Origin of the sequence: Mucilaginibacter sp. KACC 22773 (genome assembly GCF_028736215.1) — a bacterium.
Taxonomy (GTDB): domain Bacteria; phylum Bacteroidota; class Bacteroidia; order Sphingobacteriales; family Sphingobacteriaceae; genus Mucilaginibacter.
In genome coordinates, this window is record NZ_CP117883.1 from 2,388,872 (window position 1) to 2,406,883 (window position 18,012).

The 18,012-nt window shown below is 41.8% G+C and carries 19 protein-coding genes; 13 read left to right on the top strand and 6 right to left on the bottom strand.

The genetic code is table 11. The features are described 5' to 3' along the window. Positions 1 to 73: 73 nt before the first annotated feature. Positions 74 to 733 (top strand): beta/alpha barrel domain-containing protein, encoded by a 660-nt coding sequence (locus tag PQ469_RS10230; RefSeq protein ID WP_274212875.1) that lies wholly within the window; start codon positions 74 to 76, stop codon positions 731 to 733. A 69-nt stretch (positions 734 to 802) separates the two neighbouring features. Then, on the top strand, positions 803 to 2,110 hold the full coding sequence (locus PQ469_RS10235) for an MFS transporter (protein ID WP_274212876.1): 1,308 nt from the start codon (positions 803 to 805) through the stop codon (positions 2,108 to 2,110). A gap of 66 nt (positions 2,111 to 2,176) precedes the next feature. Here PQ469_RS10235 and PQ469_RS10240 read toward each other — a convergent pair whose 3' ends face one another. Next, complete coding sequence (locus PQ469_RS10240; protein ID WP_274212877.1) at positions 2,177 to 2,404, bottom strand: hypothetical protein; 228 nt, start codon at positions 2,402 to 2,404, stop codon at positions 2,177 to 2,179. Positions 2,405 to 2,507: 103 nt separating this feature from the next. Here PQ469_RS10240 and PQ469_RS10245 point away from each other — a divergent pair, with 103 nt between their 5' ends. Then, the gene (locus tag PQ469_RS10245) at positions 2,508 to 2,771 is read left to right on the top strand and encodes a DUF3820 family protein (protein WP_090647026.1); all 264 of its coding nucleotides are present in this window, start codon (positions 2,508 to 2,510) and stop codon (positions 2,769 to 2,771) included. Between the two features lie 194 nt (positions 2,772 to 2,965). After that, positions 2,966 to 3,616 (top strand): peptide-methionine (S)-S-oxide reductase MsrA, encoded by a 651-nt coding sequence (gene msrA / locus PQ469_RS10250; RefSeq protein ID WP_274212879.1) that lies wholly within the window; start codon positions 2,966 to 2,968, stop codon positions 3,614 to 3,616. A gap of 544 nt (positions 3,617 to 4,160) precedes the next feature. On the opposite strand, the gene corA is transcribed toward msrA, so the two are convergent. Beyond that, the gene (gene corA / locus PQ469_RS10255; protein ID WP_274212881.1) at positions 4,161 to 5,285 is read right to left on the bottom strand and encodes a magnesium/cobalt transporter CorA; all 1,125 of its coding nucleotides are present in this window, start codon (positions 5,283 to 5,285) and stop codon (positions 4,161 to 4,163) included. Further along, a complete protein-coding gene (locus PQ469_RS10260) occupies positions 5,286 to 5,924 on the bottom strand; it encodes a WbqC family protein (RefSeq protein WP_337993760.1) in 639 nt (212 codons plus the stop codon). A 14-nt stretch (positions 5,925 to 5,938) separates the two neighbouring features. Between PQ469_RS10260 and PQ469_RS10265 the strand changes: the two genes are divergently transcribed. Together PQ469_RS10265 and PQ469_RS10270 are read left to right on the top strand one after the other, a co-directional pair. After that, entirely contained in the window at positions 5,939 to 6,823 is an 885-nt protein-coding gene (locus tag PQ469_RS10265; RefSeq protein ID WP_274212882.1) for a lysophospholipid acyltransferase family protein, read from the top strand. Further along, on the top strand, positions 6,820 to 7,872 hold the full coding sequence (locus PQ469_RS10270; RefSeq protein WP_274212883.1) for a glycosyltransferase family 2 protein: 1,053 nt from the start codon (positions 6,820 to 6,822) through the stop codon (positions 7,870 to 7,872). The genes PQ469_RS10265 and PQ469_RS10270 overlap by 4 nt, the downstream gene beginning before the upstream one ends. Before the next feature lie 20 nt (positions 7,873 to 7,892). On the opposite strand, the gene PQ469_RS10275 is transcribed toward PQ469_RS10270, so the two are convergent. Together PQ469_RS10275 and aroQ are read right to left on the bottom strand one after the other, a co-directional pair. Next, positions 7,893 to 8,534: a hypothetical protein gene (locus tag PQ469_RS10275; RefSeq protein ID WP_274212884.1), complete on the bottom strand. Its 642-nt coding sequence runs from the start codon at positions 8,532 to 8,534 to the stop codon at positions 7,893 to 7,895. A gap of 54 nt (positions 8,535 to 8,588) precedes the next feature. Next, positions 8,589 to 9,008: a type II 3-dehydroquinate dehydratase gene (gene aroQ / locus PQ469_RS10280; RefSeq protein WP_090647054.1), complete on the bottom strand. Its 420-nt coding sequence runs from the start codon at positions 9,006 to 9,008 to the stop codon at positions 8,589 to 8,591. A 41-nt stretch (positions 9,009 to 9,049) separates the two neighbouring features. Between aroQ and xerD the strand changes: the two genes are divergently transcribed. Then, on the top strand, positions 9,050 to 9,949 hold the full coding sequence (gene xerD / locus PQ469_RS10285) for a site-specific tyrosine recombinase XerD (protein ID WP_274212885.1): 900 nt from the start codon (positions 9,050 to 9,052) through the stop codon (positions 9,947 to 9,949). 204 nt (positions 9,950 to 10,153) lie between these two features. Here xerD and PQ469_RS10290 read toward each other — a convergent pair whose 3' ends face one another. After that, on the bottom strand, positions 10,154 to 10,573 hold the full coding sequence (locus PQ469_RS10290; protein ID WP_274212886.1) for an acyl-CoA thioesterase: 420 nt from the start codon (positions 10,571 to 10,573) through the stop codon (positions 10,154 to 10,156). 186 nt (positions 10,574 to 10,759) lie between these two features. On the opposite strand from PQ469_RS10290, the gene PQ469_RS10295 reads away from it, so the two are divergent. The 6 genes from PQ469_RS10295 to pnp all read left to right on the top strand — a co-directional run bounded on the left by PQ469_RS10295 (position 10,760) and on the right by pnp (position 17,865). Continuing rightward, the gene (locus PQ469_RS10295) at positions 10,760 to 11,329 is read left to right on the top strand and encodes a hypothetical protein (RefSeq protein ID WP_274212887.1); all 570 of its coding nucleotides are present in this window, start codon (positions 10,760 to 10,762) and stop codon (positions 11,327 to 11,329) included. Between the two features lie 67 nt (positions 11,330 to 11,396). Then, positions 11,397 to 12,068: a hypothetical protein gene (locus tag PQ469_RS10300; RefSeq protein WP_274212888.1), complete on the top strand. Its 672-nt coding sequence runs from the start codon at positions 11,397 to 11,399 to the stop codon at positions 12,066 to 12,068. Positions 12,069 to 12,229: 161 nt separating this feature from the next. After that, positions 12,230 to 14,035, top strand: coding sequence for a M61 family metallopeptidase (locus tag PQ469_RS10305; protein WP_274212889.1), 1,806 nt, complete (start codon positions 12,230 to 12,232; stop codon positions 14,033 to 14,035). An 85-nt stretch (positions 14,036 to 14,120) separates the two neighbouring features. Beyond that, a complete protein-coding gene (locus PQ469_RS10310; RefSeq protein WP_274212890.1) occupies positions 14,121 to 15,074 on the top strand; it encodes an adenylyltransferase/cytidyltransferase family protein in 954 nt (317 codons plus the stop codon). A 245-nt stretch (positions 15,075 to 15,319) separates the two neighbouring features. Further along, a complete protein-coding gene (gene rpsO / locus PQ469_RS10315) occupies positions 15,320 to 15,598 on the top strand; it encodes a 30S ribosomal protein S15 (RefSeq protein WP_090647072.1) in 279 nt (92 codons plus the stop codon). A 131-nt stretch (positions 15,599 to 15,729) separates the two neighbouring features. Then, positions 15,730 to 17,865: a polyribonucleotide nucleotidyltransferase gene (pnp, locus tag PQ469_RS10320; RefSeq protein WP_274212891.1), complete on the top strand. Its 2,136-nt coding sequence runs from the start codon at positions 15,730 to 15,732 to the stop codon at positions 17,863 to 17,865. The last annotated feature ends 147 nt before the right edge of the window (positions 17,866 to 18,012 follow it).

Below are 18,012 nucleotides of genomic sequence, written 5' to 3' on the forward strand. Positions count from 1 at the left end.
GACAAAATTACACTTTGGACTAAAGACTTTGGACTTAGAACTCAAGACTCAAAACTTAAGACTTAACAAAACGATGAGCAAAAAAGAGATAGTACTGGATGCGATATTAACACAGGGCACCTTGCCGCTGTTTTTTTATCCCGATGCCGAGGTTAGCCTTGAAATTACCCGCACTTTGTACAAAGCAGGGGTGAGGGTATTTGAATATACCAATCGCGGAGCCGCCGCGCTGGCCAATTTTAAAGTGTTAAAACAGGCTCAACAGGCCGAAATGCCCGATTTGCACCTGGGCATAGGCACCATTAAAAGTCTTGATGAGGCGACAGCTTTTATTGATGCCGGGGCAGATTTTATCGTATCGCCAATTGTGAACCCCGAAGTGGGTGAATTTACCGCGGAACAGGAGTTGCTATGGATTCCGGGGTGTATGACGCCTACCGAAATTTATACAGCGCAGCAGCACGGCGCGGCGTTAATAAAAATTTTCCCGGCCAATATTTTGGGGCCGGAGTTTGTATCATCAATCCGCGATTTGTTTGCCGGTCAGTTGTTTATACCAACGGGTGGCGTCGATTTAAATATCAACAGCATTAGCGGCTGGTTTAGGGCCGGCGTTTGCGCGGTGGGTATGGGCAGCAAACTAATCAGCAAAAATGTATTGGAAAACAAACTGTACGACCAATTATACAGTGATACTGTAACACTGCTTGACATGGTAAAAGCTGCCCGGTAACTTTTGATCTGAGCGCAAATTTCCCCTTGTTTGCGCCTATAAACCAATAAAATATAAACCAATTATATAATGAAAGAAGCCAAAGTTGGAAATTACAGATGGGTGATATGTTCGCTTGTTTTTTTTGCAACAACCATTAATTACCTTGACAGGGCTGTAATCAGCCTGTTAAAGTCGCCGCTAACAGATGAATTCAAATGGAACGATGGGGATTACGCCAATATTGAAATTGCATTTAAAATAGCATACTCCTTAGGTTTATTGGCTGCCGGCAGTATTATCGACAAAGTAGGGACCAAGCTTGGCTATTTTTTGTCGACTTTTTTTTGGAGCGTAGCCGCAGTGTGCCACGCTTTTGTTGCCAGTACATTTGGTTTTGGCGTTGTTCGTTCGGCATTAGGTATTAGCGAGGCCGGTAACTTCCCGGCTGCTATCAAAACTGTAGCCGAGTGGTTCCCTAAAAAAGAAAGGGCTTTTGCAACGGGCATCTTCAATTCCGGATCAAACATCGGGGCCATTGTTGCTCCCTTAACAGTACCCTATATCGCCGTTGTTTGGGGCTGGCGCTGGGCATTTGTTATTACCGGTTCAATTGGTTTTATCTGGCTGGTACTCTGGTTCTTTTTTTACCAAACTCCTGCTAAACATAAATTTGTAACACAAGCAGAACTTGATTATATCAACAGCGATCAGGAAACAGCAACACCAGACGAAAAATTAATAGAGGGCGAAAAAATATCATGGGGCAAGCTGCTTACTTTTAAACAAACCTGGGCATTTGTTATTGGTAAGTTTTTAACGGATCCTATCTGGTGGTTTTACCTGTTTTGGTTGCCCGATTTTTTACAAAGCCAGTATGGATTAAAAGGTACCGATGTAGCATTCCCCGTGGCGGCTGTTTATACCATGTCGACAGTTGGAAGTATTTTTGGCGGCTGGTTGCCAATGAGGCTGATCAGGAACAACTGGGCGGTTTTTAAGGCCAGGAAAACATCTATGTTTATTTACGCTTTGTTTGTGATACCTATTGTTTTTGCACAGGTTTTGGGCGGTATCAACATGTGGCTTGCAGTATTGGTTATAGGTATTGCCGCATCGGCACACCAGGCCTGGAGCGCTAATATATTTACAACCGTGTCGGATATGTTTCCTAAAAAATCTATAGGATCAGTTACCGGTATAGGGGGGATGTTTGGGTCGATAGGTGGTGTGTTTTTGTCAATGGCGGTACAAAAAAATCTGTTTGTGCACTACAGGGCTATTCATAAAATAGAAATTGCCTATTACATCATGTTTTTTGTTTGCGGCAGCGCCTACATACTGGCATGGTTAATTATGCATGCGCTTGTTCCTAAAATGAAGCCTATTAAGCTTTAGTATCATGCAACAAAGCACCGGCGCTTATTGCCGGTGCTCTGTTGTTATTGTTTGTGTATTTGCAATTCAACTCACCTGGGCTGCAAGTTCGTCAATCCAACTTGACAGGTAAGGCTCGGTACCTGTTAACCTTATCCATTCGCCATCGGCTTCCTGCGCTATTACCAGGTGCAGTGTGCCATCAACCGACTTAAATTCATATGCTTTTGTAAAATTGCCGTAAGCAATGGGTTCTAACGTGCCATCAATGGTACTGTCGGTGCCGGTTAATGTGGCTTCAATTTGCTGTTCCATAATTTATAATTTTAATACTAACACGCGTTATTGCTTTGTGTTTGCAATATATTGGTTAGCATCAGTGTAAATCTTCAATCCCAAAAAACATTATCTTTAACACGTGAAAAACTTACAGCCCGACCCCAAAGTATTGATTGATATTGTACAAACACCCATGCCTTATGGTAAATATAAAGGCACAATAATTGCCGATATACCAATCAGTTACCTGGAGTGGATGAGCGGTAAAGGTTTTACAAAAGATAAGCTTGGGATGATGTTATCTACCGTTTTTGAGATCAAGACAAATGGTTTAGGCGAGATTTTGTTTATGGTGCGCAAATCACTGAATAAAGGCCAGGGCATTAGCCCGAAATTGAAGTAGTGTTAAGTTAATAGTACTAAGTCTTAAGTCAAAAGTAAAATTATTCTTTTTTGACTTAAAACTTAAGACTTTCGACTAAAGACTATCCGTCATTACACTATTAATATAACGGTAGCTTAAAGTGACCAATTGATGACCATCCGCCTGTAAGGTATCCTGCGTATATCCGACTAACAGTAAAAACATAAATAATTATGAAAAAGTTGATGTTATATATTGCCGGCCTATTTTTATTTGTAGGCTGTGCAAACGGACAACCTAACCAGGATGCGATGGCCCCGTTGCCAAAACCCAAAACAGGCGAAGCCCTGGCTACCTTTGGCGGCGGATGTTTCTGGAGTATGAGCGAGGCCATGTCTGAGCTTAAAGGGGTAAACAAGGTTATTTCGGGATATGCAGGTGGAAGTACCAAAAATCCGACGTATGAAGATGTTAGCACCCGCACCACTAACCATGCCGAAACAGTGCAGATTTATTATGATCCTAAGGTGATTAGCTATGCTACAATTGCCGAAGCTTTCTTTTTTGCACACGACCCAACTACGTTAAACCGCCAGGGGCCTGACGAAGGCACAGATTACCGTTCGATAGCTTTTTACCGTACGCCCGAAGAGAAAAATATCCTGCTGGCTACAATTAAAAAAGTAAATGAATCAAAGCATTACAATAACCCGGTAGTTACACAGGTTGTTCCGTTTACCGTATTTTACGCCGCCGAAAATTATCACCAGGGCTATTACAAAACTCATTTAAGCCAGCCCTATATTGCCTCGGTATCAACACCCAAAGTGCTGAAATTCAGGAAAGCGATGGCGGCGGAGTTGAAGCCGGAGTTTGCGAAGTAAGAAGCCCAAACCCCTCTAAAGCTCCCCTGAAGGGGAGACTTGAAAAATTGAATTCTAAGAGGCTGTCTACAAAAATTCGTCATTGAGTATCCATCAGGTAAAACCTGAAAAAAATCGTTATGACGTGCAACGGATATAGTTAAACAAATGTTGTAAACTACCGTCATTGCGAGTATCCATCAGCTTCGGCTGGAAAAAACAGTAATGACATGGTTGCAAATGGGGTTATTCTGGGTACCATCAGATTTGCGCTTCCTTTTAAAAAGCGGTGGAAAAGTGCGATTCCCCTCTTGAGAGGGGCGGAGGGGTGTGTTATGCACGCGCAATGAAACGCGGAAAAACACACCCCTGCCAACGCACCTCCTACCGTGCCCCCTCTCGAGAGGGGAATGAAAAATACACTTGATAATCAATGTATTATAATCATGTCATAGCGAGGTACGAAGCAATCCGAACTATGTGGGACTTACCATGTAGGAGATTGCTTCGTACCTCGCAATGACGGATTTTTTACGTGCCTTTCCCATTTTTTCAGAGGGCCGGCTTACAATTTATTAAACCATCCCTTTTTCCAGAATATGTATATCTGCACAATGGCTATCAAAAACATAAAAACTATGGCATAAACATATCCGTGCCGCCAGTAAAGTTCGGGCATATTGTCGGGGATGATGTGGCCTTTATCGTCCTGACGGGAAAAGTTCATACCGTAAATACCCGCTATAAAAGTTAAGGGAATAAATATTGCCGAAATAATGGTCAGCACCTTCATAATCTCGTTCATGCGGTTGCTCACCATAGATAAGTAAAGGTCGATGATGCTGGAGGTTACCTCTTTGTAGTTTTCAATCAAATCCATCGCCTGGATGCAATGGTCATAGGCATCGCGCAAAAATAGCTTAACTTCGGGTGTTATCAATGGACTGTCTGAGCGGATCATGTCGTTTATCTTATCCCGCTCGGGCCAACTTGCCCGGCGGATGATGATAAGCGTCCGCTTTATTTGCTGCGAATTGAACATGATGCTTTTATCAGCATCGGTGTAAACCTTATCTTCAATGGCATCCAGTTTGTCGCCTATCTGCGCAAGCAAAATAAAATACGTGTCGATAATAGTATCTGTAAGGGCGTAACACATGTATCCGGGCCCTGCCGTGCGGATGGCACCTTTACCTGCCTTTAACCGTGCTTTAACGGCCTCGAAGCACTCCACATAGTCTTCCTCAAAACTGATGATCAGGTTATCTTTTATAATGGCCGAAAACTGGTGGTTAATCAGTTCATCTTCTTTATTAAAATGCACAATCCGGCTGGTGCTAAAAGCATAATTTTCATACTCATCAAATTTGGGGCGTTGATGAACGTTGGCAATATCCTCTAAAACCAACGGGTTTATCTTCAGGTGTTCGCCAATCTGTTCAATCAGCCGGGCATCGCCAAGGCCATTGATTTTTATCCAGTGGGTATGGTTATCGCATTTTTTTAACTGCGCTAATATCACCTTAATGTCCTTACCTTCGGATGTTATTAGCTCATCCTTATTATAGCTAAACATGGCTATGTGCGGCTTAAGAGCGCCCTCGGGCACACGAATCATCCCGGGGCTGTCGCCAACATTTCCTGCATTGCGGCGGGCATTATACTTAACCCTTTTTATCAGATTATTCATCTACAAATAATTTATGGCCTGCGGGCCCTGGTTAAACAGTAAATCGACAATGCTCAAATTTTGCAGGAAGCCTTGCCGGTCTTCAAAAACCTGAAAATACGGTTTTTGTTGTAACTCTGTTTCTTTTTTTGGGTGGATGGACGCACGAAAGTCGGGAACCGAAGGATATTCGGCATGATATTCGGATGTGTACTGCAGCTCCGTTTTAATTTTGAGGAATTTGAACAGCAATTGTAAAAGCTCCTGGTTGTAATCAAATAAATAGGTTACCTGTTTTTGCTTGTCATAAAACCGGGCAAAATCGGCCTCGTAATATTCAAAATACGCCGAGCTACGGTAACACGCACCAAGGCTAAGCCAGTGCAGGCGCTGCCAGTCAAAATCATAGCTTATTTTAACATCTTTAACTTTGGTATGTGTTTTTGAACCTTTTACCACCGGTACCACCAATGTAAGTATACCCTCGGGCGAATAGATATTTGCCCGGTTGCGGTAAGTTTGTTTGGGAAAATGTTCTTCTCTTTCTATCAGTATATCAGGCTTGTACGTGTTTAATTGTACAAAGTATTCAACCGGCGGAAGATAAAACATAGGTAATACAGCACCTTTTTCAATCATATATTTTATGTTTGTGGTCAAAATTGGTTAAAATAATGGTAAAAAAAGGGTTTACAAGGTTAGGGATTTTATTTTTATACCTTACCTCGTTATTGCCCTTTTGGCTTTTATACATCATATCTGATGTTTTGTTCGTTATTATTTACCACATTGTTCATTACCGCAGGGCAGTGGTCCAGCAAAACCTGGCCAACGCTTTCCCCGAAAAAACTGAAAAGGAACGCCACGACATCGAACGAAAATACTATCATTACCTGGCCGATTTGATTGTAGAAACGGTAAAAATGATTACAGTATCTGAAAAACAAATTCAAAAAAGGGTAGTGGCTACCAATGCCCAATTAGTTCACGAATACTTTGCAAAAGGCAAAAGCATCATAGCGGTGGCAGGTCATTATTGCAACTGGGAAATGGCTGCGCTGAACTTTAACTTCGTAACTGATAAAAGGTTCATGATAGTTTATAAGCCCTTGAATAACGAAATTTTTAACGATTTTTTTATCCAGATCCGGTCGCGGTTTGGGGGGCAGCCCATTGCCATGAGACAAACCATGCGTAAAATGGTAGAGTACCGTAAAGAATTAACGGTAAGCGTATTGGTGGGCGACCAAACCCCCGGTGTGAACGAGGTAAACTATTTTACCACCTTTTTAAACCAGCCTACAGCGGTTTTCCTGGGCATCGAAAAGATTTCGAAAACAATTGATGCCGCTGTTGTTTTTTACGATATGAAACGCGTTAAACGCGGTTATTACACTTATACATTGGTTCCGCTGACAGAAAATCCGAAACAGACCGCAGAGCATGAGTTAACCGAAATGCATGTGCAATACCTGGAAGGGATGATCAGGAAGGAGCCTCAATATTGGCTATGGAGTCACCGGAGGTGGAAGTTTAAGCCGGAGGACAAACATAAATGATCAGTGCACCAAAAGTTGCCGTAGTTATTTTAAACTGGAACGGTATTAAATATCTTAAACAATTTCTTCCTTCGGTGATGGCTTCAACCTGGCCCGGGCTTGACGTTGTTTTGGGAGATAACGCCTCCACAGACGATTCGGTGGCGTTTGTGAAAGAAAACTATCCTACGATAAAGATCATTCAAAATAATGAAAATTATGGCTTTACCGGCGGCTATAACCGTGTGCTGGCACAGGTAGATGCTGATTATTATATCCTGCTAAACTCCGATGTTGAGGTGGTACCCGGCTGGATTGAGCCGGTGATAGGCCTGATGGAAAGCGACGAAAAGATAGCCGCGGCAGCGCCCAAGCTATTAGCTTATGCCAATAAAGATACATTTGAACACGCCGGGGCGGCCGGTGGGTTTATTGACGCATACGGTTACCCGTTTTGCCGTGGCCGCATGTTTTATGAAGTTGAAAAAGACCACGGCCAATACCAGCAATCGGGCGAGGTTTTTTGGGCCTCGGGTGCTTCGTTGTTCATCAAAAAGAAATACTGGGACCTGGCAGGCGGTTTTGACGAATATTTTTTTGCCCACATGGAAGAGATTGACCTGTGCTGGCGACTGAAAAATATGGGCTATAAAGTGATGTATTGCGCCGAATCTACCGTTTACCACGTGGGCGGCGGTACGCTCAATACCGAAAACCCTTTTAAAACTTATCTCAATTTCAGGAACAATCTTTTATTGTTAAAAAAGAACCTGCCTTTCCGGAGGGCATTCTGGGTTATCAGTATCCGCTTTTTAATGGATTTGCTTGCCCTTATCCGGTTTATGATGGAAGGTAAACGTAAAGATGCCTGGGCCGTAAGCAGGGCACACCAGGCCTTTGTTTTAGGCTTATTTAAGGCAAAAGGTAAAAGGCAAAAGTCAAAAGGATTATATAATTCACAACTCATAACTCATAACTCAAAAGGCACTTTCCAGGGCAGCATAGTGTGGCAGTTTTTTGTTAAAAAGAAACGGAAATTTACTGATTTACCGCAGCAGGATTTGGTTTAGTGATGATTGGGAGGGAAAAGTCAGGTTATCTCATCAATACTTTGATCAAGTAAATCACCATTAACGGGATATGCCCCGGTTTGCCAAATTTTTTTATCAAATGGCGGCAAGGTTTTTTCTTCCGTAAAATGTTCGCCCAATAAATTAAAACTCATAAACTCATCGCTACCGGGTTGGCGGATGATTTCAAATTCGGTGTTTGGGAAATTATTTTGGCAATCGCCTTCATCCAGGTACTGTCCCCATAAAAACAAGGTTTTCTTTCGGTCTTTATCAGTAACGTCAATATAAAAAGCCGACCCAAAATCATCAAAATCAGCTCTTTTTATCGCTCTTGACGTTTTAACAGTAATAATTTCAACCTGGCCGGTTTTAATGGCGCTTATCTTTTTGGCGTTACTAAGCGGCGTTACAAACTTATTGCAAATAAATACCGCTAAGGCCGAGGCAATAGCTAAAACGAGTAAACAGGCTATAATTTGAGTTGCCGCCGGTTCCGTTCCAAATTTTTTGTAAATAACATGCAGCGCCATAAAAAGAATAAGGTAAACAACAACTGTAGCAGTAACAAAACCCTCCAGGCGCTTATAAAGGCTGGGAAGCTTTTTTAGCTGCTGCTCCTGTTGCTCGGGATTTAGTCCTTTTAGTGTGTATTTGATCATGACTGTTGTTTATCATGTACCTCATGTTATAGACTATTATTATTCAAACGCTTGTTATTTGTTCAGAAAATTCTCTACCCCCAGCCTGTATGAGTCCATACCAAAACCGGCAATAACGCCCTTGCAGCTTGCAGCCAGCATAGAGTGATGCCTGAACTCTTCGCGTTTGTATACATTGGATATATGTACTTCGATAACCGGCGTATTGATAGCCGCGATAGCATCGGCAATGGCGATAGAGGTATGGGTGTAAGCACCCGCGTTTATCACAATGCCATCATAACTAAAGCCAATTTCATGAAGTTTATTTATAATTTCGCCTTCAACATTACTTTGGTAATAGGCTATATCTACGGCCGGGTAACGCGCACGCAGTTGTTCAAGGTAACCTTCAAAGCTGGTATCGCCGTAAATGGATTTTTCGCGAACGCCGAGCAGGTTTAAATTGGGGCCGTTTATAATTTGTATCTTCATTGCTCCAAACTTAAGTATAAATACATTAAATTAAAATCAATTTGGATTGGCGTTCGGCGATAAAAGGTTTCCAGGCTTATTTGAAATTAGAGAAATCGCTGGCCGATAATTCTGTGGAGGCCTATAGCCGGGATATAGAAAAACTATACCAGTTTGCCGAAACGAAGCCATTTAAGCTGAAGCCGGAAACCATTACTTTAACCGATTTACGCGAATTCATTACCTGGGCGGCCGAACTGGGTATGATCCCATCTTCGCAGGCGCGTATCCTATCGGGCATCAAGGCTTTTTACAAATACATGCTGATGGAGGACCTGATAAAAAATGATCCGTCGGAGTTATTGGAATCGCCCAAAATTCGGCGTAAACTACCCGATACACTCAGTTACCAGGATATTAATAAACTGATAGCCGCCATCGATCTATCTAAACCCGAAGGCCCGCGCAACAAAGCGATATTAGAAACCTTATACGGCAGCGGCCTGCGGGTTTCCGAACTAACCGAGCTAAAGCTATCAAACCTGTACCTGGATATTGAATTTATAAAAGTTACCGGGAAGGGTAATAAAGAACGCCTGGTACCCATAGGCGCCGAAGCCATCAAAGCCATTAAAATTTATATCGAAAACTTACGGGTGCACATCCCCATTAAAAAAGGCGAAGACGATATTGTGTTTTTAAACAGGAGAGGGGCACGCCTAAGCCGCCAGATGATCTTTTTGATGATCCAGGACCTGGCGCAAACTATCGGCCTGAAAAAAACAATCAGCCCGCACACCTTCCGCCACTCCTTTGCCACCCACCTGGTTGAAGGCGGCGCCGACCTGCGTGCCGTACAGGAAATGCTGGGCCACGAAAGCATAACCACTACCGAAATTTATACTCACCTGGATAGGGAGTATCTGAAAAGCACGATAAGCCAGTTTCACCCGAGATCGTGAGTTGTGAGTTGTGAGTTGTGAGTTGTGAGTTGTGAGTTGTGAGTTGTGAGTTGTGAGTTGTGAGTAAAATAGCCGTCAAGATAATCAAAATCCGAAAAAATCTGGCAAATCTGTTTAATCCGGGTTCAGACAAACTGCTGAGGCGGATTTGCTTTCCTTCGCAAAATATGCTGCCAACTGCAAACTCAAAACTGCCAACTGGCGCTAAATAGTATAATGCTCAATCACATCCTCGGGTACCTTGGCGCTTCTTCCGGTAGCCATATCAATCATTACGTAATCAAAATAGCCGTCGCAGCATATTTTGCCGGTAGCTTTGTTGCTTAAGCTGAATTTTACGCGGCAGCCTTTATCGTCGATGGTTTCGATACCGGTTTTTACAATGAAGTAGTCGCCCATGGCGAGGGCACGTTTATAATCTACGTGGGCAGTGCGTACTACCCAGCCAAAACCGCGCTCCATAAATTTTTCCATAGCCATGCCGTAGCAGCGTTCCATCTGATCGTACCGGGCGGCCAATACATAATCAAAATATTTGCTGTTGTGTACGTGCTGAAACATGTCGATATCGTCCGGGCGTACACGAAACTCGCTTTCGAAGGTAGAGTAGATGGGAGTATCCATAGGGCAAATATAATGATTGGGTTGGAGAGTGGTTGATTGGTAGGGCGGTTGATTAAGTTGATTAGGAGAGAGGGTGTATTTGGGGGTTACCGGGTGAATGATCGGTGATAAAAAATAACTAACCGTTAGATTTTGTTAGGCTATAAAATTAACTTTATCGAGATTACAGCATATTCTTAACTATTGATGACAAAACAGATTTACGATAAATCGATTGAAACCCGCGAACTACAGATGGTCGGTTTTTGGGTTAATTTTACTCACTTTTCAGTTGTTGGCTTTCTTCTCATTATGCCAACAACAGTATTGGTTTTTCATTTGATGAATTTCATTCAAAACCATAGTGACTCATTTCGGGAGGGAGAGATATGGATTGTAACTATCCCTCCTGTTTTGGCGACTATTTTTTATTTCATGCAGAAACGACAATTGAAATTTAAAGTAATTAATACTACATTAAATTCTGTTCAACTGAAGGAAGTTATAATAGAAGTTGCCAAAAAACTTAACTGGGAATTTAAATCAGCCACAACAAATACCTATGTTGCTAAAACAACCCCTGGGTTTTTCTCCGGAAGTTGGGGAGAGCAAATAACAATTTTATTCGACAATGATCGTGTTTTTGTGAATAGTATATGTGATCCTGAAAAAAGATCGTCCATTTTTTCGGCAGGGCGTAACAACGAAAATGAACAAACTTTAATTGATAAGATCAAAGAGGCAGAAAGTCAATCGGGTACTGCGCTTGAATTATAACAATTATGTGTTAAGATATATTACGGAGGCGGGAAGGCAAGTTTTTAATTTTTAACTCTAAAACCAAATGAAATATATCCTCCTGGTTTGCTTTTGTTTTTTTGCAGGTATTGGTCTTGCTCAAAAGATGCAATGTGCATGTGGTACAGATAGTAATTTGAACGAAATCATTGACTGTAAATCTACTATTTTTAAAAATGGAGCGCGATTATATTGGCAGTTTAACTGCGATTCGTCGTGGTTGACCTTCAAGGCTGTAAATGGACGCAAACGGATCTTGTTTTCGTTGGACAGTTCTTTAATGGAGCTTACAGGCCGGCTTGGTTATATTTACGCTGCCGAATACAAATACGTATTTCTAATTCGGCAAAACCTAATCTCCGGTTGTTGCGACCCGCCCGAGTTTATTTTGTTTAATAAAAACACAGGTCGTCAAAAATCGTTATTGGGGCGGTTGGTATTTTATAGCCACGACAGTAAATATCCTATTGTTATATCCCTGGGGCCAAATAGTAATTCGTTGATTATATTTAATGTAGATACGCACAAAAAATATTCGATAGCCTTACCACGCGGGCGACTGTCAAAATCTATTAAGTTATCTTTTTTCTCCGCCCCCGAACTCCTGTTTGATAATGACCTTATTAAAGGCGACAGTTTAGTACTTAAATACCAATATAAAACTACGGCAAAAAAAGACTGGCTTTACTCAAAAATTTTGATTGATTTGAAAAAATGATGTCCTAAATCTCAACGCCGATAAAAAAGATTTAAAAAAAGTGGATTAGATTTTGGAGTATGACTGTTTTTATGTGATTGTCATTTAAAGTATGCCTGATATCAAAATAACAGATTGACGTTTATTCTGGTTTTCCTATATTCGGGAAACTTCTGCTTATAATGAAAATACTATCCCGGTTATTATTTACCGCTATCCTGTTTTTGAGCGCTAACTCCTTTGCACAGCAGCAACCTCTAAATATGCAATACGCTGTATCGATGGAGAAGGCAGCCGATCATCTTTACCACGTTGAGCTTACCAATAAAACGCCAGGTAAAACACTCGATTTTAAAATGTGTGCCTGGACTCCCGGCTACTACCAGCTTATTGATTTTGCCGCCGCGGTACAAAATTTTAAAGTAACCGATAGCAAGGGTGTAAACCTGAAGTGGCAAAAAGCCTCGGAAAACACCTGGCGCGTTTATCACAACAGTTCTGGCACAATAAAAATTTCGTATGATGTTAAAGCCACGGTGCCCTTTGTGGGCAATATTTACCTTGATGAAACACGGGGATACATTACCCCCGGTGGTTTATTCATGTACCTGGATAATGAACTGTGGCATCCGGTTACCATAAAAATGCAACCCTATAGCAAATGGAATGCAATGGTGGCCACGGGCTTAGATACGGTTGCAGGTAAATATCACCTGTACAAAGCCGATAATTTTGATGTGCTGTATGATAGCCCCTTTTTAATGGGCGAACTGGAAGTGCTGCCTCCGTTTACGGTTAAAAATAAACCACACAATTTTATTGGTTATAAGTTACCTGAGTTTGACGGGCAGGCATTTATGGACGATTTGAAAAAGATTGTGGTTGCGGGCAGCAACATCATTGGCGAAATACCCTATACGCACTATACCTTTTTATCAATAGGTGCCGGGGGCGGCGGTATCGAACATTTAAACTCATCGTCGTTAAGTTTTAGCGGGGGGGAGGGTTTTAATTCGCCCGAGGCTAAAAAGAGGCTTTACAACTTTATAGCCCACGAGTATTTTCACCATTATAATGTTAAACGCATCAGGCCGGTTGAATTGGGCCCGTTTGATTATTCGAAAGAGAACCACACCAATATGCTTTGGGTATCTGAAGGGTTTACGGTTTATTACGAATATATGATAACAAGGCGCGCCGGTTTAATGACGGGCGAAGATATGCTGAAAGATTTTGAAGAAAATATTAAAAACTATGAGAATAAGCCGGGCCATTTTTACCAGTCGGCCACCCAGGCCAGTTACAATACCTGGAACGACGGGCCAAACGGCCGCGTAAATGAGGATATTAATAAAACCATATCCTATTATGATAAAGGCCCTGTGCTTGGCTTAATGCTCGATTTTAACATCAGGCATGCTACTCAAAATAAAAAGACACTTGATGATGTAATGCGGTTGCTTTACTACAAATATTACAAAAAGCTTAACCGGGGCTTTACCGAAAAGGAATTTAGGGCCGAATGCGAAAAAATGGCCGGCACGCCAATGCCCGAAGTGTTTGAATACGCATCTACGGTTAAACCACCCGATTATCCAAAATACTTTGCTTACGGTGGTTTACGGATAGATACTAATGCTACGGTTACTTATAACTCATGGGCCGGCATTAATTATAGGCAACGACGCGATACATTAACTATTGGCACTGTCGAACCCAATTCGCCTGCCTGGGAAAAAGGCATAAGGGGTGGAACAAAAATTTTAACCGTTGAAGGCCAACCGGCAACGCAAAAATTATTAGACCATGCACTGGAAGCAAAAAACACTGGCGATGCTTTAACGCTCACCATACAAAAAGGAACCGAGAAACGCGATGTAACTATTATACTGGGCAGCAAAAAGGAAAAGACGTTTAAGATAAGTCCGCTGCCCAATCCCGATCCGTTGCAGGCGGCTATTTATAAAAGCTGGATAGGGAGTCTGTAAAGTCAAAATTCAAAAGTCAAAATTCAAAAATGACTTACAATTTTAAAGGTATTTGTTTGTAGCATTGTGGGGTAATTAAAACGTTATGAAAATTACAGAACAAACAAACCGGCTTATGGAGCTTGGCCTTGATGCGGATATACTAAACCGTTACCGCGAACCGCACCGGTTTTACCATACGCTGGAGCATCTGGACGATTTGTGTGGGCAGCTGGAATTAAAGGGTTTTGCCGATAATGATGCATTGCTGCTTGCTACCGTATTTCATGATATTATTTATGATCCGCGTTCGGCTACAAACGAAGAGGATTCGGCGAAGTACTTTAATGAACTGTTTATCGGCGACCAGCGATTAAAGGATGAGGTAACGCAAATCATCTTCGATACCAAAAATCATCAGCCCAAAACAGAGCTATCAAAAGTGTTTTGTGATGCCGATTTAAATATTCTCAAGCTGCCTTTTGATAAATTGCTGCAGTATGAGCAGCAGATATTTAAGGAGTTTCAGTTTGTTGATTATGCCATTTACCGCGAAAAGAGGGTAGAGGTGCTGCAGAGTTTACAGCAAAATGTAAACAACCCTGCGCTGGAGTATTTAATTGATTACGTGCGCACCCGCCGGCCCAGGATAGCGGTTTACCCCGGTAGTTTTAACCCATTCCATAAAGGCCACTTTAATATACTGCAAAAAGCCGAACAGGTATTTGATAAGGTAATCATAGCCCGCGGCGTTAACCCCGGTAAAGATGCTTCCAGTTATGCTTTACCAAATATTTTAAAATACAGGCAATTAGCCACGTACGAGGGTTTACTTACTGATTTTACCGGCAGCCTGGGCTATGCTGTAACAATAATCCGTGGCTTACGCAATGGATCAGATTTGCAATACGAATTAAACCAGTATCGCTATATGCAGGAGCTTGGCGATAAAAGTATCAATGTAATTGCCATATTTTGTGATATGGAATTTGAGCATATCTCCAGCACCGGCATCAGGCAGCTGGAAAAATATGGGAAAGCCGGGGAGTATTTGGTTTAGGGGGATTAGGTGAGTGGTTGAGATTTTATGTGAAAGGGTTCTCGGCTTGGTTCAGCTGAAAGCTGAAACCCTGTAACCCACGAGCTGAAAGCTCGCGCGAGCGGCGGCCCAGTCAACCACTCACCTAATCAACCCAATCAACCACTCACCAACTTTTGAATTTTGAATTTTTACTTTTGAATTAAATCACTATCTTTGCACCCACAATTAACAAAAGTATTTAACGCTTTAATATTATTCACGTAATGTATTTAGGTAAAGAGACAAAGGCAGAGATCTTTGCAAAACACGGTAAGGGTGCTACAGACACTGGTTCAACCGAAGGTCAGGTAGCATTATTCACTCACCGCATCGCACACTTAACTGGTCACCTTAAGAAAAACAAACACGATTTTTCTACCCAGTTATCACTGCAAAAATTAGTAGGTAAACGCCGCGGATTGTTAGCGTACCTGTACAAAAAAGACATTGAAAGATATCGTGCTATCATCAAAGCTTTACAGCTAAGGGATATCATTAAATAATTCTCATACTTTTTATTGAAAAGCCATCCCGATTTTGTGGATGGCTTTTTTACTTTTGAAAAAATTATACACACACACATAAAAAACCGGTGCGCTCCGAAAGATGAAAAGTGCACCACAACAAAAAGAAGATGAGTTTAAACGTAATTAAAAAAGTTATTGATTTAGGTGACGGCCGCACCATTGAGATCGAAACAGGTAAACTGGCCAAACAGGCAGATGGCTCTGTAGTTATTAAAATGGGTGATACCATGTTATTGGCTACCGTAGTATCATCGCCGGAAGCGAAAGAGGGAGTTGATTTTTTACCCCTTTCTGTTGATTACCAGGAAAAATACGCTGCTACCGGTCGTATCCCGGGTGGCTTTTTACGCCGCGAAGCGCGTTTGTCAGACTATGAGGTTTTAATCTCGCGTTTGGTTGACCGTGCTTTACGCCCGTTATTCCCTTCAGATTATCACGCTGATACACAAGTGATGATCTCTTTAATTTCTGCCGATAAAGATATCATGCCCGATTGCCTTGCCGGTTTGGCAGCATCGGCAGCATTAGCTGTATCTGATATTCCTTTTAACGGCCCTATCTCTGAAGTACGTGTTGCAAAAATTGATGGTCAGTTGGTAATTAACCCAACTTTAACCCAGCTTGAGCATGCTACTTTAGAATTTATTGTTGCAGGTAGCGAGCACGATATCAACATGGTTGAAGGTGAATCGAAAGAGATCCAGGAAGCTGAATTGGTTGAAGCTATTAAATTTGCACACACTGCTATCAAAATTCAATGTTTAGCTCAAAAAGAGTTAACTATTGAAGTTGGCAAAACCGAAAAACGTGTTTACTGCCATGAAAACAGCAATGAAGATTTGAAAAAAGCAATCTATGCTGCTACTTATGACCAGGTTTACGCAATCGCTTCTTCTGCATCTGCAAAAGACGAGCGCTCAGCAAAATTCAAAGAAGTTCGTGATGCCTATATCGCTACTTTAGGCGAAATTGATGAGGTTACTAAATTCTTAGCTAAAAAATACTACCATGATGTGGAGTATGATGCTATCCGTAACCTAGTATTAGATGAAGGCAAGCGTTTAGATGGCCGTTCAACTACCCAGATTCGCCCTATCTGGAGCGAAGTTGGTTATTTGCCGTCAGCCCATGGTTCTGCCGTATTTACCCGTGGCGAAACACAATCATTAACCACTGTTACTTTAGGTGCAAAAGATGATGAGCAAATGATTGATGGCGCGTTCATCAATGGTTACCAAAAATTCCTGTTGCATTATAATTTCCCGGGTTTCTCAACCGGCGAGGTTCGTCCTAACAGGGGTGCTGGTCGCCGTGAAATTGGTCATGGTAACCTGGCTATGCGTTCGTTAAAACAAGTACTACCATCTGAGGATGAAAATCCATATACCATCCGTATCGTTTCTGATATTCTTGAATCAAACGGTTCATCGTCAATGGCTACGGTTTGTGCCGGTACATTGGCTTTGATGGATGCTGGTATCAAAATCAAATCGCCGGTATCTGGTATCGCGATGGGATTGATCACCAACGAAATGGGTACTAAATATGCTATCTTATCTGACATCCTGGGCGACGAAGATCATTTAGGTGATATGGACTTTAAAGTAACCGGTACTGCCAACGGTATTGTTGCTGTACAAATGGACTTGAAAATCAATGGCCTATCGTACGAAGTGTTAACTAACGCTTTAAACCAGGCCAAAGATGGTCGTTTACATATCCTTGGCGAAATGGCTAAAACCATTACTGCCCCTCGTGTTGATCTGAAGCCACACGCTCCGCGTATTGTTACCATCAAAATTGATAAAGAATTTATTGGTGCAGTTATCGGGCCCGGTGGTAAAATTATCCAGGAAATGCAACGCGAAACCGGTGCAACTATTTCTATCGAAGAAAAAGACAACCAGGGTATCGTTCAGATTTTTGCCGACAATAAGGCATCTATCGATCAGGCTTTATCGCGTATCCGCAACATTGCTTCTAAACCAGAAGTTGGCGAGATATACGAAGGTAAAGTAAAATCAATTATGCCATTTGGCGCATTTGTTGAGATTATGCCGGGTAAAGATGGTTTGTTACACATATCTGAAATAGATCACCGCAGGATCGAAAAAATGGACGGTATATTTGAGGTTGGCGACGAGGTAAGGGTTAAATTGCTTGATGTAGATAAACAAGGTAAACTTAAATTATCGCGTAAAGCACTGTTACCAAGGCCGGAAGCTCCAAAATCCGAAAAATAATTGTAATATTATATGTGCAAAACCCTCTTTATGAGGGTTTTGCTGTTTTTGCTTGTTTTTTTTACACTTTTTTTGAAAAAATTAAAACAAAAGTGGGATGTTTAAACTTTATATCAGTTCATAGATAGTTGAATAAACCATAAAATC